This is a genomic window from Flavobacterium sp. HTF (assembly GCF_003105115.1).
Classification (GTDB): Bacteria; Bacteroidota; Bacteroidia; order Flavobacteriales; family Flavobacteriaceae; genus Flavobacterium.
Map to the genome: position 1 here is coordinate 1 of NZ_QETH01000026.1, position 25,808 is coordinate 25,808.

Here is a 25,808-nt window from a genome sequence, read left to right on the forward strand (position 1 = left end):
GATGCTGCTTGACGAAATGAAAAAAGTGGAGCAAAATGCAAAAATTAAAGACGATAATTTCTATAAAGGATATTTAAACAATATAGTGCAATTAGATGCAGACAATTTTTTAATCCAGTTTTCTTATATAGGAATCAAAGAAAATACTCCGGTCCTGGCTGCAACTTTTGAGGTTATAGCGAAACAAAAAGATCATAAATTCTTTTTTTCATCTCCCCTAAAACGAAATACTATTGCATGGCAAAGTAAAAAAATCGGAAACTGCACTTTTCATTATAAAAATAAATTAAATAACAAAGTAGCAGCTGAATATGTAAAAACAGTAACTCTTCTGGATAAAAAACTGAATATAACTAACGCACAAATAGAATGGTATGGCTGCAGTGATTTTTCTGATATTATACAAAATATTGGAGTTGATTATAAATTAGATTATAACGGAAAAAGCTCAAGTACTTTTAGTGCAAACGAAAATAATACCTTATTAATAGTGAGTGGCAATGGCGACCAAAGCTTTAATAGTTTTGATCCTCACGATTTATGGCATGACAGATTACGTTTTGCTTATTCCAGAGATGTAATCAACAAACCGGTTGACGAAGGCTGCGCTTATCTTTATGGCGGAAGCTGGGGAATATCATGGGAACAAATTTTAAAGACATTTAAAGAAAAAGTAGCTTCTAATCCAAAAACAGACTGGCTGGCTCTGGCAGTTTATGAAACACCTCAATTAAATTTTGGAGAAAGCAAGGAAAAACACTTAATGGCTGATTATGTTGTAAATGCATTACTGGTCGAAAAAATTGAAAAAGAAAAAGGGTTTTCTGCTGTGATTGAATTTATATGCTGCGGAAAAAACAAAAAAGGAGGTAATGACAATTATTTTACTGTACTGGAAAAATTAACAGGGATTAGCAAAAGTAATTTTAATACCAAAATTTGGGAGCTGATTAAAGAAAGTAAAGCATAAAATGGTTAAAAAAAATTTCCCGTATTTTAGACAATTGGACTACAGAGATTGTGGTCCGACTTGTTTAAGGATGATCGCCAAGTATTACGGTAAAACTTTTTCGAGAGAATTTCTAAGGGACAAAGCAGGTATAACCAGAATTGGTGTTACAATGGCCGGAATTGCCGAAGCCGCCGAAGCCATAGAAATGCGTACTCTCGGAATGCGAATCTCATTAGAAAGTCTGATAGAAGAAGCTCCAACACCATTCATTGTGCCATGGCGCCAGAAACACTTTGTTGTCGTATACAAAACATCCAAAACAAAAATCTGGCTTGCAGACCCGGCTCAGGGATTATTAACGTATTCGCATCAGGAATTTCTGGATGCATGGACAGATACCATTGATAAAACCGGATTTGTACTGATACTCGAACCCAATACAAATTTTAATGAGCAGGAAGATGAGAAAGAAACTGAAAAAGGATTTTCTTTTTTATACCCCTATTTTAAGCCTTATAAAAAGCTAATTTATCAGATCTTTATTGGTTTACTCGTAGCCACTATTATTCAGTTCATACTGCCTTTTTTAATGCAGTCCATAGTTGATATAGGGGTTAATAATCAGGATATGCCATTTATCTACCTGATCCTTGTTGCGCAGCTGGTCCTTATTTTATCACAAACATTAGTCAGTGTTTTTAGGGAATGGATTCTGATACATATTACAAGCAGGTTTAATATAAAAATGATTTCAGATTTTTTATATAAAATGATGAAATTACCGGTAAACTATTTCGAAACCCGAAATGCCGGAGAACATTTGCAGCGTATTACAGACCATACGCGTATTCAGAATTTTATATCCTCGTCGAGTCTGAATATGGTTTTTTCGATGGTGACTTTTTTGATATTTAATGCAATTCTGGCTTATTACGACTTTGCCATTTTTCTTGTATTTATAATCGGAGCCATTTTGTATGTTGGATGGACATTTTTCTTTTTGAAAAAAAGAGCAGAATTAGATTTCAAAAGATTTGATCAGTTATCACAAAATCAGACGTCATTAATTCAGATTATAAATGGAGTCAAGGAAATCAAAATAAACAATTCGCAGAGAAAAAACCGCTGGAAATGGGAGTTCAATCAGATCAGTTTATTTAAAACTTCCCTGAGTACCTTAAAACTAGCCCAATACCAGACCATTGGAGCAAATTTTATCAATGAGTTAAAGAATATAATAATTACTTTTCTTTCGGCTAAGGCAGTTGTCGATGGTAATCTTACACTCGGTATGATGACCTCTATACAGTTTATTGTCGGACAGCTTAATATGCCATTAAGTAATTTTGTCCTTTTTATACAATCGTGGCAGGATGCAAAAATAAGCCTTGAGCGTTTATCACAGGTTCATCTAAAAGCAGATGAAGATGCAGATGCGGCGCACAAATCAAAAGAACTGCCAAATGATAAATCAATTGTTTTAAAAGATTTATCTTTTCGCTATGGCGGAAAATCTTCACCATTAATCCTGAAGAATATCACCTGTGTTATTCCCCAGGGAAAAACCACGGCAATAGTGGGGGCCAGCGGAAGCGGCAAAACTACCTTAATGAAATTGCTGTTACGATTTTATGATCCTGTCGGAGGAAGTATAAATATTGGCGCAATAGATCTGAAAGACATCAACAATGATTTCTGGCGTTTAAATTGTGGCGCCGTTATGCAGGATACTTTTATGTTTAATGATACCATTGCAGGGAATATTTCAGAATCGGAGCAAAACGAAATTATCGACAGAGAAAAATTAAACAATGCTGCATTTGTGGCCAATATAGAAGATTTTATTGAACGATTGCCTAATAAATATAATACAGAATTAGGAACATCGGGAATACGACTCAGTGGAGGCCAGGAACAGCGTATCATGATTGCTAGGGCAGTTTATAAAGATCCTTTTTACTTATTTTTTGATGAAGCCACCAGTGCTCTTGATGCCAATAATGAGAAGGTAATCATGGAAAACCTGAATAACTTTATTTCGGGTAAAACTGCCATTATTGTGGCACACAGACTGAGTACAGTAAAAAATGCAGATAATATTATTGTACTTGAAAACGGAGAAATTGTAGAACAGGGTAATCATAGTGATCTGACCAGACTGAAAGGTAAATATTATGCATTGGTCAAAAATCAATTAGAACTAGGAAATTAAATGGAAGCATTAAACGATGGTCTGAAAATATACAGCGAAGAGGTAAGGGATGTTTTATCTGACCCGCCAAAAGCAATCCAAAAATGGGGAAACACCATTTTGTTGTTGTTTATCATTATCTTATTTCTTATTTCCTGGTTTGTAAAATACCCGGATATAATTAATTCCCAAATCACGATCACTACCAATGTGCCGCCACAAAAACTTATTGTAAGGACATCCGGAAAAATCGATAAGATTTTGGTAAAAGACAGAACACAGGTAAAACAAAATACACCTCTTGCAGTTCTGGAAAATTCAGCAAAATACCAGGATGTTTTTCTGCTAAAAAGTATAGTAGATACTATTAATATAGAGAAAATTAAATTCCCTTTTGAAAAATTGAGCTATGTACAATTAGGAGATGTAGAAAGTGCTTTTGCAAATTTCAGGAAAGAATACATTGCAGATCAGCTTAATACTAAACTTCAGCCGTATCATGTAGAAGACAATGCGCAGAATTATGAGAATATCCAGCTCAAAGAAAGATTGAATTTGCTTATATCTCAAAAAGAGATCAATCAGAGAGAACTAGCCCTTCAGAAAAATGAACTGGACCGCTATGAGATTTTATTCCAAAAAGGAATCTATTCTTCTCAGGAAGTAGAACGACAAAGATTAACGTATCTGCAGGCACAAAAAGCATACAAAAACCTGCTTAGTACCATTTCGCAGTTAAAATCATCATTAAACGACCTGAACCGCAACAGTAAAACCACTCATATAAATGAAAGCAAAGAATTGATAAACCTGCAAAACAATAAAGTTCAGGCATTTTATCAATTAAAAAAAGCTATAAAAGACTGGGAATTAAGTTATGTACTGCGGTCATCAATAGAGGGTAAAATTACGTTTTTGCAAATTTGGTCCGAAAATCAGTCTGTTGAGGCTGGGTCTACGATTTTTGCAATAATTCCAAATAACGAAAATGGTTATATCGGAAAAGTGAGCGCTCCGGCCCTAAACTCCGGAAAAATAAAAATTGGACAAACCGTTAACGTAAAACTAACCAATTTTCCTGACAGGGAATTTGGAATTATAAAAGGCAAAATCAAAGCAGTCTCACTGACTCCTGACACAGGAGGAAATTTATTAATAGATGTTTCATTTCCTGACGGATTAAGGACATCGTACAAAAAAGATATTGCATTTCAGCAGGAAATGCAGGGCAGGTCTGATATTGTTACAGAAGATTTACGACTGATACAACGTTTGCTTTATCAGTTTAGCGATGTTTTTAAGAGATAATGACTATTGTTTTCTGATATTTAAAACTTAAACAATTCCGCATAATCTATTTCAAGCGCATTGCAGACTTTTTCAAGAGTTGATAGGGTTGCGTTCGCGTTTCCGTTTTCAAGCCTGGACATATTGCTCTTCTCAAAATTGCATTTGGACGCCAAATCCTGTTGTGAAATATTTTTTTGTATTCTTATTTCCTGGATTCTTTTTCCAACTTTTTGTTGTAAGGTCTTTTCCAATTTAAATTATCTTTTATGATAATTCAAATTTTGTTCTATATTTGTTAACTATGGTTATCTTATAAGATAACTTTATGAAATTAACTAAATACTTTTAAAATTAAGCAAATGGATATAAATCGCAAAGAACCGGCAATGCATTTATTGGAGTTAATCTGTAAAATGAAATATTTTACAAAACTAAAACCAGAAGATAAAAATGATAATTCATTTAATACAAACCTAAAAGTTTCAAGTTACATCGAATTAAATCAGATGATTACTTCTTTACTCAAAACAAGCATCAGTACATTGAGAAATAATACTTCTGAAAGTAAAATTGATGCAATGATTTTACTTGAAATTGCTTTACAGTTATTGCCAAATGATGAAATGGAATTACTGGATGAGTTGTATAATATGAGTGTTAATCGGGCAATTTGAAATAAGTCATAATTCAGGTGAATGGCTTTTATTTGAATAAATGAAATTATTCAATGTCACATCATTTTTCCTTCTTTGGCATATTCCTTCTTAATTCCCTGAAGCAGATGATTAAGGTTAATGCTTTTATTCTGGTCTTCTAAAGTCCTAAGACAGGCATACTGAATGATGTTGACAATATTAGCACCCGTAATATCGTATTTTTTTGAAAGCTCGTTGAGATTTACATCTTCTGCAATCTTAATTCCTTTGGGCAGGTTATTGTGCCATAATTTTAAGCGTTCGCCGTAAGAAGGAACTTCAAACTCAATAATAGACTGAAATCTTCGGGTAAAAGCCGTGTCAATATTGGTTTTAAAATTAGAAGCCAGAATAACCAATCCGGGATGATTTTCGATGCGCTGCAGCAAATACGAAACTTCCTGATTGGCATATTTATCGTGTGCATCCCTAACGTTGGTTCTTTTTCCGAAAACAGCATCGGCTTCATCAAAAAACAGAATCCAGTCTTTGTCTGTCGCTTTGTCAAAAAGAGAGGATAGGTTTTTTTCGGTTTCACCAATGTATTTCGAAATCACCATCGACAAATCAATTCTATAAACATCTCTTTGGGTATATTTTCCTAAAAGTGAAGCCGTAAGCGTTTTTCCCGTTCCCGGTGCACCGTAAAACATAACCCTGAAACCGGGCTTTATTTTGGCTTTCATATCCCATTCATGAAGTAAAATATCGTTGAACTTAAGCCACGTTTCTATTTCTTTAATTTGATTTAAAGTAGTAGAATTGAGCACCAGATCGTCCCAGTCTAATTGGGTTTCGATTAATTGAGCAGGGAAAATACTGCTAAGCTGCGGTTTCAGGATTTTTCCGGTAATAAATTTCTCGATATATTCATCTTCCAAAATCAGTAAACCGCTTAGTTTGGGTTCGCCATTTGGAACAGACTCTATTTTGATGATCCTTTTTTGATAAAGAAAAGAATGATTGTGTAAGTAATCATAGAAAGAAAGCCTATTATCAAGATCATTTCCGGCAATTAAAAACTGGGCAGTTTCGCCGGTTGGTAAAATTCCACGATGATTTTTGGTTTTCATTCCGCCAAATTCGGGCAATTCGCCGCCATTAGGCAAATATTCGGCAATAACCGAACTTAAAAAATCGGGTTTAACATGGGGAGCAAGAGCCAGTCCCAATAAAAGAATCTCGATTTCTGTCAGGTTGTTTTCGATTATGAATTCATTGATAAAACCACCCGAATCAATTTGATTCAAAACAGGTTTTTCCATTGGGTTTTCGGCCTGAAAAAGATTGTCAAGCTGAAATACGAATTGGTTTTTCAGATAGGTGAATACATTTTCCATTTATACTAGAGATTCGATTGAAAAAAAGTCAATTTTAGATTGTTTAAAATTTCGGATCCTATTCAGGACCGCGTTTCCATTATGGGAACCGTCAGAATTAGTGTTGCCTTCAACTGTTTCAATGATATCACCATGAACTGCCTTTACGATTCCGGTATGAAACCAGTCGTTTGTTGTTTTTTGAATTAGAAATACATCTCCGGGTTTTATCAAAGCCGGACTGGTTCTGGCAGTTTGAAAACGTGTTAGTATTTTTTTCTGAAGCCCGGTCGTGCCAACAGTATCGCAGCTGTACGTTAACGGCATCAGCGTTTTAAAGTTTTTTCCCTGAACAGAAGCCGCCTGATCAATAATAGCCTGAACAAATCCCATACACCAAAACCAGTCACTTCCTTCGTGACCGTCCATATAACTTCGTACCCAGGGACCGGTATTGCTCTGGCTGTTGATGACAAGTTCAAAAGGATGATTTTTTACATGATTCTGAGCCGTATTCAGGATTAATTCCCTCAAATTATTTCCGGCTACAGGACTTGCAAAAGCCTTTTTAAGAGGAGAAACAAGTACATCAAATACGGCTTGATCTACTTTTCCGGTTTGGGAAAGGCCATTGACTTTTTGAAAATTAAGCACAGCTTTTTCCGTTGCCGGTCCAAAATCGCCATCGATACCCGTTGCAGTTCCTGAATCAGGATTTTGCATAGCAAATAAATTAAGCCAGGACTGAATTTTTTCGATATCCTTTTTGTTATTATCGATACCTTTTCTTTGTTGTGTTGCTTTAATAAGCAGCTCTTTTTGATAGAATGTTTTTTGCATGATTACTATTTTTTAAGTTTATAAAAATTAGCTATAGAATGTTAGACGGGCTGCCTAACTTTTAATTGAGCTCTGGCATTATTAATATTTTCAGGTGTCAGTCCTTCAGGTAATGAAGAACCTGAAAAATCCCAGCCGCCTGTCATCAAGCTTGCAATTCCAGTTGTTGATGTGCGTTGATGAGGAGCACCTCCCGATGCATAAACTTCTGTCCATCCAATACGAAAAGTAGCTGCAGGATTATATCTTTTTACTTCAGTTGATAATATTTTTAAAGTTCGACAGCATTCATCACAAGGGCTAACGCCGCTTAAAAGAAGATTTATATGAGTGATTTTTCTTTTAAAAGCTTCTCCTCTTTGATTTATCCATCCTTCAAATTGATGTTCGGCGTGTGTTCTGTTACCATCTCTATGTCTATTAACAGAACCGGTATTCCAGGTAACCAATTCAACATGGGTTGGGTCAGCTCCGGCTCTTGACCTAAAAACTCCTCCGCCTCTGTTTTCCTGGCCGCCAAAATTACCAAAGGTTGAAAAGCCTCTGTTATCACCTGTCGTACCTAATTCTTCGTCATTTGTTTGATCGTTTATGGTAATTTGAACAGCCAAATTCACTGATTTATCTTGAAATTGGTCAGGAATTAATTCAAATAATTCTTGTATTGGACTTGCAGCTGCCTCAATTTTATATTGATTTTCTTCTCCTGCCATTGGCACAACACGAAGTATTCGTAATCCTCTTGCTCTTAATTCTTCAAGAACTGTGGCGGTGGCAGTTCTTGCTTCTTCAACGCTGGATTCAGGACCTAGTATAGAGAGCAATCTTGTTTTAGCATCATTTTTTACAGCTCTGCTTTCTGCTGTTTCTTCTCCTTCTTCATCGCCACCTCTTCCCATAATTCTGTCCAACAATGCCATTCCCCGGTCAACAGCCTGATTTACTAACCACGTTAACGCCTCGTCAACCATTTGACGGACAGAAATAATCATTTCGCCCACTCTTGCCCCAATTCCTGAAAGTCCAACCTGATTGGCAAGGAATCCAATTACAATTGGCATGGCTTGACCCATGGTGTTTTCGAGATAGTTGGCCGCGGTTGTCACATTTCCTTTTGCGATATCGGCCACACCGTTGACAAACGAATTGACCACTTCGAGCATTTCACGCAAGTATTTTATAAAACTTTGAATGGCACTGTACAAAGCCATTGCTCCGTTTATCACAGCCATAATTCCGGTTGGGTCTAACATGCTCAGCAGTCTGGCAGTTATACGGTTTACGATGCGCTCCATGATAAAGTTTTTCACGGCATCGAGAACGGTATTCCACAAATTACTAAGCTGTTCCTGTATTTTATCCCAAATGGCAGCCATACCACGTTCCTGAACATCTTTAATAAAAGTCCAGATACCTTCGAGCGTATTAATCATGCTACGGATTCGGGCGACTCTTGCCGGGCCAATTCTAGGATGTGCTGCAAGTTTTTCCCAGATTCTTTCCATTGAGATTCCAAGAACTTCAAGCACCCAGGAAATTACGCCTCGTAAAGAGAAATCAGTCAATACAGGAATATTGGCATCTTTTAATTCACTCATTAACCAGCCTGTAACACCGTCAATTAAATGTGTTACAATGTTGTCAAAGAATTGGACAAATCCTTGTTTAATGGCACGTAGAATATTTTTAAGGAAACCAATAGGATCTTTTTTAATATCTTCAATTGCCTGCATTGCGCGGGTTATGATATTTCCGATGAGGTCAAAAGGGAAATTCATAATTTCCAGAATGGCAACAATTACAATTCGGATTATTTCGGCAACAAAAGCAATAAGACGACCGATTGGTTCTCCAAATTTTTCGATAATTCGGGTAAACGCATCAAGAGGATGAATAAGATCATCAATCGTAAACGAGTTCCAAAGATCCGTAAAGAGCCGGATAATACCCGCAGGAGTCATGTTTAAAGTCGCAATGGCCGCTTCAATTTCACCTGCAATTCTGGCGATTGCACCCGTTTCGACCATTTGGGCATATTGTTCTTCGCCGCCGTCCATCAAACTCATAAAACCTCTAATAAGATTTGGAACTGATCGTTCGACAGTTTCGTTCGTAAAAGGATCACGTCCTATAATTACTTTTATCAACGAATAGCCCCTAACGGTAGCAGCCTGCTCAGAAAGCCATGCTAATAAGGATTCCTTAACAAGTTCTAATACTTTGAGTGCCACACCTACAGCAAAATCCCAAACCCTTTGCAGGAATCCTCCGGCCTGGTCTGCAAGGGCAGAAAGATTATCGGCAATATTGACCAGATTCGACGGCTGGATAGCATCCCAGGCTGAAGTTATAAGTCCGCGAAGTTCACCTAATAATGAAGTAAAAGTCCCAACCTGAGTGTCCAGCCAATCGGCCGTTTTTTGCAGCGTACCTTTTTCACGCATTTGCTCAAGCTCGGTTTGCTTGTCTATCAGTATTAAGAAATCTTCTAATATTTCGACCGTTGTTGCATTGACTGCTTCATCGCGTAACGGATCGTATTTGATTATTTTTTTGATTAATGACCAGGCTTTGTTTTCTGCCAGTATAGGTTCTGCCACACCAATCAGGGCTTCTTTTATCCACGTAATGACCTGATCAACAGTTGCGCTTATGAAAGAAGTAATTCGGTTAACGACCTCATTAAATTTTTCAGTAACTAAATCAATAATATTGGTATAAGGAAATGATACCTCGTGCCACACATCTTCGACCAGTTTTAAAATACTGTCAATTGTTAACCCCAATTCTCCCAGTTTTCCTTCTACCCAGTCAAAAACCTGCTGCAATATTCCATATTCCTGAAGTTTGTCGAATATGGCAGTTCCAAAAGGAACAAGTCCCATTAAACCTTCAACCAGATTAATTGGAGTTCGCTCTACATCAACCTGTCGTAACGGATCGTAACCGATAATTACAGTGAAAAGGGTATAACCCGGAATATGTCTCGCCTCGTTGATAATCCAGTCCGGAACTAAATCGAGGAACGAACCCTGAATCATTTCTGGAGCAGGGGATATAGGCTCCTCTTTTTTTCTAATGGCAGCTCCCTGCTGTACCGTATGTGTTAATTCGTGAGCCAGTAAATGCTTGCCATCCTGCGACCCCGGATTGTATTTTCCTTCGTTAAAATAAATATTATTTCCGGTTGCAAACGCCTGCGCTCCCAATTGCTGGTTCATTTTTACAGCGGTGGAGTCATTGTGTATGCGGACATTGCTGAAATCGGCTCCAATACCGGATTCCATGTCGGTTTTTACTTTTCCCGATAATGGTGTACCACCGCCTTTACTGCTGTTTAAAGTACTTTCGAGATTCGAAGTATCAGAAGGATTTACATCTGCACTGGCGCTCATCTGCACTTCCTTTTCGTCTTCTTTGGCCTGGATTTCCTCTTCTTCCTTAGCCTGGATTTCTTCTTCTTTTTTCTTCTGTATTAATGGTTTTTGAGCAAGGTGTGCTTCTTTATTTTTTGGAGTTTCTGTTTTTACGGAATCCGTTTTATTTTGAGCTGTGTCTGCTTTTTCAACTGTATTTTTTTTCTGAATTTCTTCTTCTTTTTTCGATTGTACCAAAGATTTAGAAGTACCGGTTTTTTCCTTCGGTTTAGGAGATTCAGTTTTGTTTTGTACCGATTCTTCTTTCTCTAATTTTAATCGAATAACCGGAACCGTTTTCTCAGTTGCGGTTTCTTTTTGAACTTCTTTTTCAGTATTATTTTTTTTCTGGACTTCGTTTTTTTGTTTGTTTTGAATAACAGGCGAAGCAGGGAAAAAAGTTTCAGGTTTTGCAGCCTGCTTATTATGGACTACTTTTAGTTTTGGCTGAACACCCGGTGTAATTCCTTCTGCAGCAGCTTTATTTTGAACAGTAGGTGAGGCCGCAAAAAATGATTCAGGAGCTGTGTTTTTTTTATCTGAAACAACAGTATCGGCTACTTTGTCTGCTTCGGCTTCAAATTTATCATTTGATTTTCCAATATTGAGTTTTGCCTGCACACCAAAAAAAGAATCCCTCTCATTTCCTTTGTTATGAGGATTGAGGCTGCTTTTTCCGGCTGTACTTTTGGCAAAAACACTCATTTTATTGATTTTTCTTGTATGGTAATTAAATGTGTTTGATGAATTAAGTTTTGTAATTTCAGCAAATGCTCTTTATTATCAAGGTTTAAAAATGTATCTGTTAAAACATATAACGTATGTTCATGATCAATAACTTCGGTATAATACCAATCATTGATTGTATTGTCCAGATTTAAATTTTCTATTTGTTTTTTACCTAAAAAGTTAATCCACCAAAAACCGTTAGGAACTTGGCTAATGTTGATTTCATTGATTGAAAAATGAGAAGGTATATTAAAACGATTATCAGGGTCGAAATTTGGTTTAGGAAGAAAATCTATATACTCAAAAGGTAATTGCGACAAAATTTTATCATAGCTTCTTTGTGCAAAATATACCAGAAGTATTTCTTCATCTTCCGTGTAAGCATACATTCCGTTAAAGTTGATAAACAGACTTTTTAATAAATTCAGAAGAGGTTTTAAATCGGGTATTTTGGGAAAACTATGAATTAGTGCATTAAAAGAAAACCATAAACAATCATAGATTTCGTCTCCGCAAATTTCTTCAGTAAGAAATAGGTTAAAATCTTTAGTTTCATTGCTAAATACGGTTATATCTTTTTGTTTTTTAGTTAGATAAGTATGAATTTCATTTGAAGTAATTTCATTTTTGAAGTATTGATCTCCAAGATATTTTACATTTTTTTTCTCATAATTATGCTTTTCCAGCTCGTTTATTACGGCTAGAATTTTTTTTGATAATTCTAAATCAGATTCTTTCCTGCTTAGAATTTTGAAACGGATATATGTGAAATCTTCTTTTTTCATTATTCTGGAATGCTTAAAACCGGAGGATAACCTCCCCAGCGTGTATTAAGTAATAAAGCAACGTGACGATCCGGAATAGACCAGACGTGGAAAAAAGCACATCTTTGTGCGACAAAAACACCGAAATTTTTCTGAGCATCAAATCTTGCTAATGTGAGATCTCGCAGACTAATCATTGCAGGATTAAAGAACCAGCCAAAACCAACTTTAACTTCCCAAACAATTGTGTGATTGGTTTGTCCATCATAGTTAATAGCCGAAAATGGAGGGCCTGGCCATACATTAAAATCAAATGATCTGCCCGATACTTTTGTTGCATAGGCATCATGTCTGGCATGTCCTCCCAGTCTTGTAATTTCCCTGCTTTTGCACCCTGTTCTATCGTCATCTTCTTCTGGCTGTGGTGCCGGATCCGGTAATGGAATAATATCTGTTCTTGGATCCGTTTCTTCGTCTCCGCTTGTTCTCGGCGTTAGTCTTCTGGCTCTGCCTAAATAGTCTAAATATTCTCTTTGATTAGGAGATAAACGATTGACCCAATCATACTCTCTTGGAGATGCGTATGGACCTCCTGTTATAGGATTTAATTCATCCATCCAGCGAGGTGCGGTAGAGGTTGGCCATAATAAAATTGTAAAAAAAGCAACTGGCGGTGCAGCTTCGGCAGAAAACATTGCTATTCGGGTAAGTACAGAAGTTGCCTCTGCGCCTGCAGCAACTGTCGCTCCTCCTTCTGCAAGTGCAGCTCCACCTTCAATCACTGATGCTGAACCCCATCTTGCGGCGGCAGTTTCTAATGCAGTTGTACCTGTAGCTGCGGCTCCACTTGCTCCTGTTCCGGTTGCAGCTGCGGCAGACGGAGCGGTTAATCCGGCAAGTAGTGCAGGTGCGGCACTTGCCATTGAAGCAGCTTCTTCTTGTGTTACAGGAATTTGAGGTATTGTGGGAACATCATAAGGTAAATAAGGTGCGCTTAATAATCCCGCTGCTTCCCATTCAATAAGAGAACTTAACATGGTAGATATTCTGTGTTCAACTCTTGGTTGAGGAGCAGGTTCTGGGGGAACTTCTTGTCTTTGAAGTTTTGGTTTATTTCCTTGTTGTATAGTATGTGTTAACTCATGTGCCAAAAGATGTTTGCCCGATTGTGAGTTCGGATTGTATTTTCCTTCATTGAAATAAATATCATTTCCATTAGCAAAAGCCTGCGCTCCAATTTTTTGGCTCATTTGTACAGCATTTGCATCATTGTGAATTCGTACGTTACTGAAATCGGTACCGAAACCCGATTCCATTTCTGTTTTAGTATCTTTAGAAAGTCCCACGCCATTGCCTTTTGAACTATTCAGCTGACTCTCGAAATTAGAATTAACTGCTCTATCGGCCTCAGCTTCATCTCCTTCCTTTTTTTGAACATTTTCATCTTCACAATTGCATTTTTGAATGGGCTGCAATTGTACTACAGGCGTAATTGGTTCTGCCAGTGGTTTCTCCTGAATTTCATTTTCGTTGTTTTCTTTTTTATGAACATTTGGAACCTGATTTTTTTGTACAGTAGAAGAGGAGAAGAAAGGTTCTGTTGTTTTTTTTGAATTGTTTGATACTATTCTGTCAGCAGTTTTATCGGCTTCGACCTCATATTTATCATTCGATTTTCCAACATTTAGCTTTGCCTGAACGCCAAAAAAATCCTCACCCTTTCTTGAATTAAAGGGAGAAGATTCTGAAGCATTTGGTTTTGATCTTTGGTTGAATGCACCCATGACAACTATTATTTGAATTTTACATTACTGTCTGTGTTTTGTTCCTTTTCCGGTAAAAGCATTTTCGCCGCATGACTGCGGAGTAGCAATAATCATGTTGAAAGTATCAACTTTTAATGCTGTGAAATTGAAAGGAAATGTGCCTCCTATTCCGACAGACATTGGGCCTCTGACAACTGCCCCGTTAGAGTCTGTAATTGTCACACTATAAGTTGAACAAGGATTTTCATTTTTGTTTCTTTTTGTAGTCAGCGTAATAGAAAATGATTTGCAATCTTTTGTTGCTTTCAATGGTTCTATATGTGTTGGTTCTGATGAAAATTTGAATCGGTTGAATATGTCGCAGTCTTTTTTCTTTGGAGGTTTTTTATTTTTTCCTTTGTCTTTTCCAGCATAAATGTCGTCTAAGCGGCCAATTGTTTGTATGCCAACAACACCATCATAGGCCAAATCATTATCGGATTGGAAATTGAGAACTGCGGCTTTTGTTTCACTGCCATAATCACCATCAGCACCAAATTTTGGAAGACTATATCCTAAATCCAGCAAACCTGATTGCACTTTTTGTACCGGTTCGCCCTTTGATCCAACGGCGAGATAATCTAAATTATCATGCGCTTGTTCCAGTCTATATTCACCTTGAAAACGAGCAGCTTCTAAATCTTCAGAAGCACTTGCATTCGGATCAATTGATTTTTGGACGGCTCCGGTTTGCTGCACGGTGTGCGTTAATTCATGTGCCAGCAAATGTTTTCCTTCTTTTGAGCCCGGATTGTATTTTCCTTCATTAAAGTAAACATCATTTCCGTTGGTAAAAGCCTGAGCTCCCAATTCCTGACTCATTTGAACAGCACTGGAATCGGTGTGGATTTTTACATTGCTGAAATCGTTGCCAAAACCCGATTCCATTTCTCTTTTTGTTTTTTTATCTAAGCCCGTTCCGCCGCCTTTTGAACTGTCAAGTTTTCCTTCTAACTCATTGTTCTGAATTTCAGTTTCTGAATTTTGTGCTTTCTTTTGAACCGGTTTTTCCTCTTCTTTTTCCTCTTTTTTCTGAACCTTTTCTTCTTTCTCGCAATCGGTGCATTTTTTCTGTACCGTTTTGTCTTCTTCTTTTTTATCCGATTTTTTCTGAACTTTTTTATCTTCTTCCTTATCCGGTTTTTTTTGTACCGATTTATCTTCTTCCTTCATTTCTTTACTCTGAACCGTAGAAATGGTTTCTGAAACAGGTTTTTGCTGTACTTGTTCTTTTGACTGTAAAAGTCCGCCTGAAGACGGATTATGGTTCACTACTTTATCTGCCACATTATCTGCTTCGACCTCGTATTTATCTCCAACCGATCCGGTTTTTAGTTTTTTCTGAATTTTAGGTCCAAAAAAGACAGTAGTATTATCGGGAATGTTTCTTTTTCGTTGTTCAAATGCTCTCATAACAATATAATTTTACCATTGGGTGTAGATTAATTTTTGAATCCACGGAATTTTAACGATGCTGATATTCCACGGAATTTTTTCTAATAAAAGATCCTGCGTTTTTCGTTCAATTGTCAGTTTTGGATTCGATTCGCTCCAATCCAGTTTGCCTTCTCTTTGAAGAAATTCACTTCGTAAAACAGCTGTAGAAGTATTTTTTAAGGCAGACCAGTGATAAACCGCTGAGTCTAACATTTCTTCTGCGTGCTGTTTGTGTTTGTCATCAATTTTGATTTCTCTTTGGATGGATTGCTGCAGTGGGATTCCGCATAAAAACTTTTCAAAAAGCATCAGGTGTTCGTAATCATTTTCTCGTTTTGTAGCCGCATAATGCAAAATATGCGCTGCTAACTCTTTGTTTAAAAGCGTATTATTGTCATCTATTAAATCACAGCTTTTTAGCATCTCCTTTAAAAAGGGATGCAGAATGATCAAGCCTGCATTTTGTACATAACACGATTTAGAATCTATAGTACCATCTTCAATTATGGATTCTTCTTTTATTGGAAGTATTTCTGATTGAGGAGCGGTTTCCTCTTTTATTGTATCAGAATTGGCTGCTACAATTGACTTTTCTTTTTCAGAAACCAGATAATCCGTTTTCATTTTCATCAGCTCTTCAGTAGAAAAATCAAGAATTGCCAGTATTTTTATATTTTGGATATAATTTTCGAATGAGATTTTCTCGGATAAAAATTGAGATTCTTCTTTATAATAAAATTTAACGAGGCTAATTGGCTTTTTTTCTTTCCAAAAATCAAAAATCAATTGCCAGAAAGCAGTTTTAAAAGCGTGCGTTTTTTGATTCAGAAAATCGGTTAAATTATTTTTTGAAATGGTTTTTCGCTGTTTTTCTAAACCTAAAAAAGCCGAAATCAAAAGCATAATTTCAGGATTGGAAAACTGGTTTATGATTCGGTTTTGAACTTTTTTCTGCACCATTAATCTCCTGAATGGAATCCTGAAAACATCATTTTCAAATTGATCAGGACTGATTTTTTTGAAAAAATCAGCCTCATTTCCGTTCGAAATCCACCAAGGCATACTGCCATTTTCTATAAAATAAAGCAAGGTTTTTAAGTCTTTATCTTCGGGTGAAATTGTAAGAATTTCTAAGTCTCTTTTGTCTTCTTTTTTAGTGTTTTTTTGCAGTTCATTTAACGCTTTTTGAACCTCTTTTTCGATTTGGTTTTTGATGTCATTACTGGAAAAAGAAACATCGTTTTTCCCTATAATGGATTCAAGGTTGATTTCAATTTTTTCTATTTGAATAATCTGATTATCAATATTTTTAATTGAATTAAAATGTTTTTCAAAGATCGAAAGGACCTCATTCTGCACGAACATGGCAAGGTTGTTTTTGATAGAATTAGCCATCGCCATTGAGGGGGTATCTATCTCTAAAAAAACTTTTTGTATGCTATGTGAATTTTTATTCATTTTTATTTGTTTGTATAAATTTTTTTCCTACATTTGTATCTGACCGTGAAGGTTATACTGGGAAAAGATAGTTGTCGTAATTGATAGCAGCTCCCCATTAAAGCTTGAGATTTGCCAGTTTGGTATTTGTCTCAAGCTTTTTTATTTGGTGTCACCCGGTTTCTTTGGAGTTCTTTTAGTAACAGGCTTGGTTATTTTTTTGGTAATAGGGGATTTGGTTATTTTTTTTGTGTTAACCAAAACTCTCTTTTTTATACTTCCATCTTTAGAAAAACGATTTTGTTCTATCTTAATAAAGTTACCATTGGCAGGTTTATAGAAATAGAATTCTGCCTTTTTAGCGTATTTGGTAAATAACTCTTCAAAATCAGAAAGTTTTACGTTTCTGGTTGTATCAATATGAATCATGTATTTACTCACTTTATCCTCATTATGAATCTTTTTTCTTAAATTGATAAATAGCACTAATTCATCATTTGTGTCTTTACTGTTTTCGAGATAGTAATTGTACATTGTTGTATTGACATAGTTTCCGGTTGTCCAGTCACCGCCAATATAAATGTCATTATAATGATCGTCTATTCGAACAATTTCCTGGGCAATATTCAACAACTCGTCTGCAACGGTTGTATCTTCATATTGACCATTATTATAAGTAACCGGAATGCTGTAGAAATCATCAAAAATTTTCGGGAATCTTATCAGTGATTGTGTGCGTTTATGGAATCGCAACTCGCTTCTTAAATATTCGAATTTATCCCAATCATCATTAAAACGTCCAAAATTGTCATCATCCTTATTAATAGGATCGTAATGGGCATGGATTTTTTTATAAATCTCGGCTTTATGCGAATTCATAATGGCGCAGGTTATTTTATTTGAAGAATAAACTTTACCATTTTTGGTCACTCCGTTTTGTGTAAACGTATAAGTAGGAGCAGTTCTGGAAAGTGTAATGTCTTGAATTTCAAATTCAAACGTGTCTTTTTCAAGACGCATAATTCTAAGTTTTTTCTCTTCTTCAATAAAATCAAATAAAAGACCTGTAGGAAACCTGTTGTTGAGTGTTTCCATTACCACATGCAAACGACGGGCAAGAAGCTGATCCAACGGAATATCTATTAAAACTCTGTCGGTGATTAAATTAACGCCATTTATGGTATATTTTTTTACACTTAGTTTGTAATGAGTTGGCAAATCAACTTTGTCGCTTCTGCTTCCTCTTAAACTTCTGGATAAATTATTGATATATCGAAGCGAACTAATCCATGGGTATAAACAGCCCATGATCGTGCAGCAGCCCAATCCGCTGTCTGGATTTATTTTTCCATCAATAGCAAAATCAGTTATCAATGTAGTTCCTGATTTCAGGAGTAATAAAGTACCTCCTTTTTTGACCCCGGCTTTATGCTCAAAGGAATAATTGGTATTGAATAAGATTTTTAAATCGGCAGCATTTTCAATAACATCCATAATATAAAAATCAAAATCCAGTCCGAATTCTATTCTCTTTGCGATTAAAAATGCTTTTACATCGTCAACGTTGCCGTTTAGATAACCTTCAATTCGGTAAAAATCATGATCGTCTATACAAAATCCCAACGGAGTTTTGATATAATCACTATTGAGCAGATTTGTGGTGTGATAGCTAAAATTGGCCAGATGGTTATAAAGACTGCTTTTTTCAAAATCCCAGGCATGGAGTAAATTATCATCGACATTATAGTAATACGGAACTGATTTTGCACCTAATTTGCCCATTGCTTTTGAAGGCGTAATTTTAATGCCGTTGGCTGTTGTTTGATAATTATCTAAAATGCCTTTGAGTCTTCTCATCAAAGAATCAAAATGGCTGAATGTTTTATTGTGGTCTAAAGCTGGTGCTTTGTAAAATTGATGTCTGTAATTTTTAAAACGATTATTGTCTTCTACTAATCCCAATAACAAATGTTTTGGAAATGAACCAATGGGCGGATTACATTCTGTTTTTAGCTGCAAAAAAAGGTCTTTTAGTTCTTTGTAAGTTGCCAGAATATCTTTTAATAAATCGTATCGGTAATGAATATCTGCCGGAATATTGTTTGGGTCAATGGTAAACAATGTAGTAAAGCGGGCACTGATGGCGGCAAGTTGTGTCGTATAGCCAAAGGGTATAAGGACAGTGGTTAAATTGGCAAGTAACTCGGATTGAAATGTAACATCATTGACAACAGTGCTAAAAAGCTGCTTGATTTTATTGGCAGTTGAGGTATTGTTAAATGTTGGAATTACTTTTTTTATGCCCAATTCGTCAAGCATGCTGTATTTGTCAAAAACATCATATTTACTATAAAGAGGATCTCTTTGCGGAGTACTGCTTTTGCCAATAATACTATTGGCAGTTGTCTGACTTACTACAAGTACACGTAGGTTGAAAACTTCTTCACCGCCTTTGTTAGAACAATCCGTTTCATCACATAAAGTGGCATTTTTAGTATAATTTTCAAGGTAAAGAAGAACAACATGGTTTTTTAGATTCGCAAAACTAGTCAATAAAGATTCGCCGGTTTCTAAAGCGCCTGTTTTTTCAGGCAGTAATTCCCACATTGGTAACATTGCGCTGCCGTTTTTAAAATGGGGATAGTCACCTTTATCCGTATCAAAAACTTTATAGGTTTTATAATCAATTTTTGAGAGATCAATCCTGAACAATTTTTGTTTTACATCTTTTGCTTTTTGTACATCAGCAATTGTAGAGGCTTTGGCTGATAATTTTATTAAATCACCATCAGTTGTAATTCCGTTTCCCTGAGATATGGTTACGGTAGAATAGCCTGGATTTGCTGAAACCTGAAGGCCGCAAACAATTCCTGTACCGGTAAGAAAGACTCTGTTCAGTCGATTTTGGTCATCAAAATAATCAATAGTCTCGTTAAGCTGAAAGTGTGTTAACACCTGATCTGCTACATAACTATGATATTGTCCTGTAATGGTGGTAAGTTTTGCTGCCATGACCTTGTATTTTTATATTGTTCCTAAATTTGTTCTTCCTAATACTATTTTTCCTGAAATATCTTCTTCTTCATCTACACAATTGTATAATGTGCCGGTAGGATAAACAGAGTTTAATTTTGATAATGACCTGATGAATTCTGGTAAAGCATCTTGTTTATTTTGCGTTTTATCCGTCAGGAATTTTTTGAAATCTTCTTCAAAATCGAGTAAGTCATTATCTTTTGGGGTAATCTGATCTTTTCGGTAACCAATCCAGCAGATTTTGCCCAAAATATGCGATGGGATTTCCTGCCGAATTACATCTTCGGCAAAATTTCTAAAATCAACATCGGCAAAACGATACGTATATCCCGGTAAAACCACACTGATTTTAAACGAATACGGATTTGGGATACAACAACCATCTGAGCAGTCGTCTGCACATATTGGCATGTAATAACTTGCATCGATTACTTCGTTTGGATTGGGAACCAGCAGAATATGTTCTACCAGAAAAACACCTTCATCGCTAAATTCTTCTTTAAAGAAAATAAGCAAATCAAGCATTGCGGTTTTTACTTCTTCCAGTGTGGCATAAAGCTCGTATTGTCGTGCAATAATTCTGTCCGGATTGCTGATATCATCCACAAATTCCGGATTTACGATGTGAAATGAATATTGATGCGTGTCAGACTCAATTACTTCAAAAGTGTTGATAACAGTGTCTTTAAAAGGGATTGCGTTGTCTCTGTTTTCCAAAAGTTTTTTAAATGCCTGTTCAATTTGCTTTTCGCTGGTTTCGTAAATTTTCAGGATCGAAAAATACATTTCCTTAATCGCAGTCAATTGATTTTCATAATCTTCGGTTGCGGTTAAGATAATTTCACTGGCATTGTTTCTGATTCTCCATCTAAAAAGATTGGGAATCACGCCCGGACTCGGATCATAAAGCTGTACAAACAAACCGGAAATATCTTTTCTTTTGATTCCTCTTTTGCCCGTAACCGGATTTTTATCGCCTTTAATTCCTAACAAACCGGCAATTCGGTTTTCTAATCCGGTCACATTAAAAGTGTTCCATAAATTAGAAATCGGCTGGTTAAAATAATTAAACCCGCTGCCGCGTTTGCCGCTTATCGTATCGTAATTGATTAAAAATTCGGATTTATTTTGGAGTACGATTTCATCAGAAGATGCGCCGTACAAGGATTTCATCAGGAAAGCATATTCTGCAAAACGCTCTGCAAAACGAGCAATAAGGTGATCTTTTATCTGGTTTTGTCTTTTAACAGAATCGTCGAGATCACTAAAAAGCAATTCGTTGAGTTTTTTTTCATTTGCTGACAAATACGTCTCATTTACGATTTCTTCAAAACCCGTCATATCTTTAATAGCCTGAGTAAAATAAGTAGTTTCCTTATCACCGTTGATAGAAAGCAATTCTTTTACGGTACTCAAATGCTTGAAATAACTCGCCAGAATTTGATCAAAAAACAGCAAATATCCTTTTAATTGTTTGGCTTTGGCTTTTCGTTCTTCGCTGGCAGATTCTGAAAGTCCAATTTCACCAATACCATAATTTTCTGGAAAATTGTTGGTAATACTGGTATAGAAATCAGATGCCGTAATTTTGCCTTGCGGTATTGACAGCTCCTTGTTTTTAGCTGCATTTAACTGCGAATAGGCAAGGTCTTCTTTTAACTCTTCCAGATATTTTTTTGCTTTTACTTTGTTGACTGTAACGGGCAAAACACCTTTGCTAAAGTTCAGCGTGCTTTTTTGGCAAAGACTTGGTTTTTTGTTGGCCGGAATGCAGATGTTCCAAACACTTCCTTCTGTTTCAATGGCTTCGCAATTATTCAGTGCAATGTCTTTGATGACACTTACGCCTTGTATATTCATGATAATCTGCATAATATCAGAAAGACGGACTTCGGTTCTTAATGATGAATTTTCTAATTCTGCAGTATCTATAAATCCCCTTTCTAAAAGCGGCCCTTCAAAAATCTCGTCGCTTGAATACCCTTTCTCAAACATTTCGGCCAGCGAATAATAAGTGACGCCCGGCGACAGGTATTTTTCAAGCTCAAAAGTGATTAAAGCATGAATATATTCTTCGTTGGCTTCCGGCTCAAGTTCAATTAAGGCACAAACGGCAATGGGCTGAATTTCTATTTCTTTAATTTCTAAAATATCTTCGCAAAGGTTTCTGTTGGCGTGAAATTTTTCGCTTATTTTAGTTTTTAGCAGGTTTTTCTCTGCGACGGTAATTTCTTCAAAATCAACTAATATGTTATAGTATCCTTTAATTTTAGATTCTTTAATGAAAATATCCGGAGTGCCGGTAAAATCTTCTTTTTTGAGTGAAATTTTAGCCTCTTTGCAATTGACAAATAAGTTTTTGGTGGTTTTTTGAAGCCAGCAGTTTTTGATGTTTGGATCAATATCAATTAAAATTTTTCGGTAATCAGGAGCCGTAACAGCCTGCATGGGTAAAATTTCAGAGGCGGCAAAAAACTGTTCCTCAACTGGGGTCGAATTATTGCTTAACAGATCTTCGATAGGCAGATTGATTCTCATGCCCAGATCGGTAATGGCATAACAAAGCACTTCCAGAATCGTAATTCCGGGATCGTGTGTGTTGTAGTCCGTCCAAAACTGGCTTCCTAACGATTCAATGTACTCGATTCCTTTTTTGCGAAGGAAGTCAAAACTCATGTCATCATTAGAACTGACATTTTTTGGGATGCTGATATGTTGGTTTATAGCTGACATTCTTCTTGTGGTTCTATGGTTTTAACAGTGCATTGTGTGACATTGGTGCTGATTACATGATTTTTTGCCGAAACTAAAATCGATTTTGGATTAGACGGAACGGCAGTTTTTTCAGCCAGGGCTCCATCTTTTTTTAGTGTTACATCTTGCAGATAATCTACATAACCTAATTTTTCGATGTAATTAATAAGGACACTGGAGTGAATCGTAACTCCAAATTTGATGGGAACATTTTTGTCCAGCGCCCAGGGCGATAAAAATTTGATAATATCGGCATTGAGTTGCTGTATGTAGAAATTTTCATCAAAACCCGGTTTGAATTTTACTTTTAAATCAACCGTAACTTCTTCATAATGTGGGTTTATTACATATGTGGTTACATGCATTGAGTTTAGTTGGTCAATATGCTTTTTGACTTTGTTGAGCGTTGCAGTACTTACTCTTGGCTGAAAAATATCGAATACGTTTTTGTTTACCGTGTCCGGAATTACCACCAGCGTTACATTTCCTGGTGATTGATACGAGCAGTCGCAGGTATGGTTTAAGCATTTTACTTTATACAATTCCGGAAACTTTTGCAATACAATGTGTTCGTAATCCCACATGGTAACCGCTCTGTTTTTGTGTCGAAGACGTTCGCTGATTCGTTTGTAATAATCTTCGTTTGATTCTTCCGGTTTATAATCAAAACTGCTGTAAGGCTGCGTAACCGATTTTACATTGCTGAGTCTTTGGAGTAGTTTTGAAATCGTTCCGGCTGGTAATCCGGTTTTTAGATGTGCTAAATCATTGGCATTATCCTGAAAAGTGGACAAAACAGCCTGTGAATGAATGCCGGTTATTTTGCAGACTACATCAAATTTTTTATGCATTTTGGCTTTAAGCCAGATATAATTTTTAGGAAGCCTGGTGTTGTTTTGTGTCGCCTCTTTTGGTAAACTGAATTTCAGGATTCCGGATTGTAATAAGTTATCGGTTTCATTCAGCAAAATGTCTGAATGGTTCAGAATACGCCATTCGTTATTGCCCAGAACAGACCATTCTATTTTTTGTTTTCCGGTAAAGGATGGTGTTTCGGGATTTTCGCTTCCTTCCAATACCTGAAAAAGTAATGTGATTTGCTGTAATTCCTGTACATTTTCAAGACCAATAAACAATTCTCCGCCTTTGCAGTAAGTAGGGAACAAATAAGAGTTTTGATCTTCTGCATAATCTAAAACAGATTTTAGATAACTGTGTTCCTCTGTATATCCAAAAGGATGAATGTGGAATAATTTTGCTTCGTTTTGACTATAAATAGCTTCGAATGTTTCCGTTCCGGTTTTTGAAAATTTAGTTGTTTCAGAAGCAGTATAACTGAACACAAGATTTTCAGCCAGCGGTGTGTAAGGCTGATTTGGAATGACCACATTATCATCGTCTGTAGAAAGTGCTAAAGCATAAATTTTGGGATATACACTATGTAAAAAAGAGTTTGTTAGTGTTAGTTTTAACTGGCCGTTTTTCTCTGTGGCATAATTAGAATTGACTACATTTAATGTTGTTTTAAACGGACTTGCAGCCGTAAATAAAGTTACAGCACTTCCGTAATTCTGCCAGATATTATTCGATAAAATTGCAGGCTGATATTGAAAATAACTATTGGCGGTTACTATTCCGCCGGCATTTTCAAAATTATTAGAAGAATTCAGTACACTGGTTTTAAATGCACCTACACTAATCGTATTTAATGCAGTCGTTTTGTACGCTTTGTAATGTTCTACAAAATCTGCCGGAGTATTTTTCCAAAGTACATCAACGTTTATATTTTCCCAGTTTTTAGAAAAAGCTTCGTTGTATTTGATAAGAAAATTAGACCCGGCAACAGGTTGTGGAGAAAATGCGAAAAACGGTTTTGCAGCGTTGATACTTCCGTTGTCATTTTCTAAAATGACACTCTTAATATTTTGAACATCAATATTGATGGTGATGTTTTCTAATTTATTTTGGGCTAATAATTTATAAAAATCATAACCGTCATTTTTTGCCAGATCCAGATTGAATTTTGCCACAGGCAGATTGGTAGCGAATTCATCACCGTAAACTTTAGGATCATAAGCCGTAACAGCGTCTGCATTTTCATCTAACAGAAAAGTAATTTTCATGGTTTTTCCGGTAACGGAAGTTGTGTAAGTGCTACCCGATTTTATCGTTAATGAGGGTGAAATTTCAGCAACTTCCAGCCATTTTTTGGCTGTGGTTACCTGAAGGCTCAAACATTCTATAATCATTGCAGGCGTTATCGTCGTAATGTCATTCTCAAAAGTAAAACTCATTTGAATGCTTCGTTTTCCTTCTGCTAAAGACAGAATAGGAGAGGCAACTGCAAAACCTAAAGCGGCATCTGATAATTGTGGTAATACGGGAGTTTTTTCGACATACCCAAAAGGCCACCATTGTGTATTGTTTTTATCCGGAAAAGCTTCGCCCAAACCGCCGTAAGAATTAGCAATAGGACTTGCGACTATTTTTTTGGTATCGATGTCGTTGTAAATATTTTTCAATGAAGAAACGACTGTTTTATTGGCAATCAATTCATTGTCTGAATGGTAATTTCTAGGTTTACCCAAAGCATCTTTTCCGCCGTCAAAACCGGTTTTGGTTTCAATTTTTTCCTGAACCGCATTTTTGGCCAATTCAAAAATCAGATAGACTTTATCAGGCGTAGCGGGCAGTTTATCAATATGTAAAATTTGTTTATAATAAAAATCCAGATGACGTTTGGTAAGGGCATTGTATCTTTTTTTACTGTTTTCCAGCAGCATTAAAAAAGTAAGGAACAAAGTTAAATGCGGTGTAATGGCATACTCCTTTTTATTTTCTGCAATCAGATCGGTTAATTCTTTTTTAATGCGGTCTAATTTTAATTGATTTTCTATAGATGGTTTTTCGCCATTCCATTTAAAAAAATCAAAAAAAGGTTTCCAGTCTCCGGATGGCGTTTGTGGATTTGAGGTTTCAAAATAATTTATGTATTCAGAAAAATTATGTGCAAATAAAACCCAGTCAGTCAGTTCAAAATCATTAAGACGAATGTTTTCAGGTTGTAACGCGTTGAGATAGCGTTGCTTTTGGTCGCTGCCATTAGAAGTCAAAACACTCAATATTGTATTACAATTACTCAT

15 protein-coding genes are annotated in these 25,808 nt (G+C 36.2%); 4 read left to right on the top strand and 11 right to left on the bottom strand.

Annotated features, from left to right (window positions below):
* The 3 genes from DCO46_RS22665 to DCO46_RS10040 all read left to right on the top strand — a co-directional run.
* On the top strand, positions 1 to 970 hold a 970-nt coding region (locus DCO46_RS22665), incomplete at its 5' end, for a hypothetical protein (RefSeq protein WP_165828902.1).
* A gap of 1 nt (position 971) precedes the next feature.
* Positions 972 to 3,164, top strand: a complete 2,193-nt coding sequence (locus tag DCO46_RS10035) for a peptidase domain-containing ABC transporter (protein ID WP_116752420.1) — start codon at positions 972 to 974, stop codon at positions 3,162 to 3,164.
* Complete coding sequence (locus tag DCO46_RS10040; RefSeq protein ID WP_116752421.1) at positions 3,165 to 4,451, top strand: HlyD family secretion protein; 1,287 nt, start codon at positions 3,165 to 3,167, stop codon at positions 4,449 to 4,451.
* 20 nt (positions 4,452 to 4,471) lie between these two features.
* Here DCO46_RS10040 and DCO46_RS10045 read toward each other — a convergent pair whose 3' ends face one another.
* Entirely contained in the window at positions 4,472 to 4,684 is a 213-nt protein-coding gene (locus DCO46_RS10045; protein ID WP_116752422.1) for a helix-turn-helix domain-containing protein, read from the bottom strand.
* Positions 4,685 to 4,792: 108 nt separating this feature from the next.
* On the opposite strand from DCO46_RS10045, the gene DCO46_RS10050 reads away from it, so the two are divergent.
* Positions 4,793 to 5,107 carry a hypothetical protein gene (locus tag DCO46_RS10050; RefSeq protein WP_116752423.1) on the top strand — a complete coding sequence of 105 codons (315 nt, stop codon included), beginning with the start codon at positions 4,793 to 4,795 and terminating at the stop codon, positions 5,105 to 5,107.
* Positions 5,108 to 5,163: 56 nt separating this feature from the next.
* On the opposite strand, the gene DCO46_RS10055 is transcribed toward DCO46_RS10050, so the two are convergent.
* From DCO46_RS10055 to DCO46_RS10100, 10 genes are all read right to left on the bottom strand, one after another.
* Positions 5,164 to 6,468, bottom strand: coding sequence for an ATP-binding protein (locus DCO46_RS10055; protein ID WP_116752424.1), 1,305 nt, complete (start codon positions 6,466 to 6,468; stop codon positions 5,164 to 5,166).
* Complete coding sequence (locus DCO46_RS10060; protein WP_116752425.1) at positions 6,469 to 7,287, bottom strand: peptidoglycan-binding protein; 819 nt, start codon at positions 7,285 to 7,287, stop codon at positions 6,469 to 6,471.
* Between the two features lie 41 nt (positions 7,288 to 7,328).
* Positions 7,329 to 11,408, bottom strand: coding sequence for a DUF4157 domain-containing protein (locus DCO46_RS10065; protein ID WP_243416290.1), 4,080 nt, complete (start codon positions 11,406 to 11,408; stop codon positions 7,329 to 7,331).
* On the bottom strand, positions 11,405 to 12,217 hold the full coding sequence (locus DCO46_RS10070; protein ID WP_116752426.1) for a hypothetical protein: 813 nt from the start codon (positions 12,215 to 12,217) through the stop codon (positions 11,405 to 11,407). Before DCO46_RS10070 ends, DCO46_RS10065 begins: the two co-directional genes overlap by 4 nt.
* The gene (locus tag DCO46_RS10075) at positions 12,217 to 13,980 is read right to left on the bottom strand and encodes a DUF4157 domain-containing protein (RefSeq protein ID WP_116752427.1); all 1,764 of its coding nucleotides are present in this window, start codon (positions 13,978 to 13,980) and stop codon (positions 12,217 to 12,219) included. Before DCO46_RS10075 ends, DCO46_RS10070 begins: the two co-directional genes overlap by 1 nt.
* Before the next feature lie 24 nt (positions 13,981 to 14,004).
* Entirely contained in the window at positions 14,005 to 15,414 is a 1,410-nt protein-coding gene (locus DCO46_RS10080) for a DUF4157 domain-containing protein (RefSeq protein WP_116752428.1), read from the bottom strand.
* Between the two features lie 12 nt (positions 15,415 to 15,426).
* The gene (locus tag DCO46_RS10085; protein ID WP_124019554.1) at positions 15,427 to 16,896 is read right to left on the bottom strand and encodes a contractile injection system tape measure protein; all 1,470 of its coding nucleotides are present in this window, start codon (positions 16,894 to 16,896) and stop codon (positions 15,427 to 15,429) included.
* A gap of 141 nt (positions 16,897 to 17,037) precedes the next feature.
* A complete protein-coding gene (locus DCO46_RS10090; protein ID WP_116752430.1) occupies positions 17,038 to 19,887 on the bottom strand; it encodes a hypothetical protein in 2,850 nt (949 codons plus the stop codon).
* A gap of 12 nt (positions 19,888 to 19,899) precedes the next feature.
* On the bottom strand, positions 19,900 to 22,644 hold the full coding sequence (locus tag DCO46_RS10095; protein ID WP_116752431.1) for a hypothetical protein: 2,745 nt from the start codon (positions 22,642 to 22,644) through the stop codon (positions 19,900 to 19,902).
* On the bottom strand, positions 22,632 to 25,808 hold the full coding sequence (locus DCO46_RS10100; RefSeq protein WP_116752432.1) for a baseplate J/gp47 family protein: 3,177 nt from the start codon (positions 25,806 to 25,808) through the stop codon (positions 22,632 to 22,634). The genes DCO46_RS10095 and DCO46_RS10100 overlap by 13 nt, the downstream gene beginning before the upstream one ends.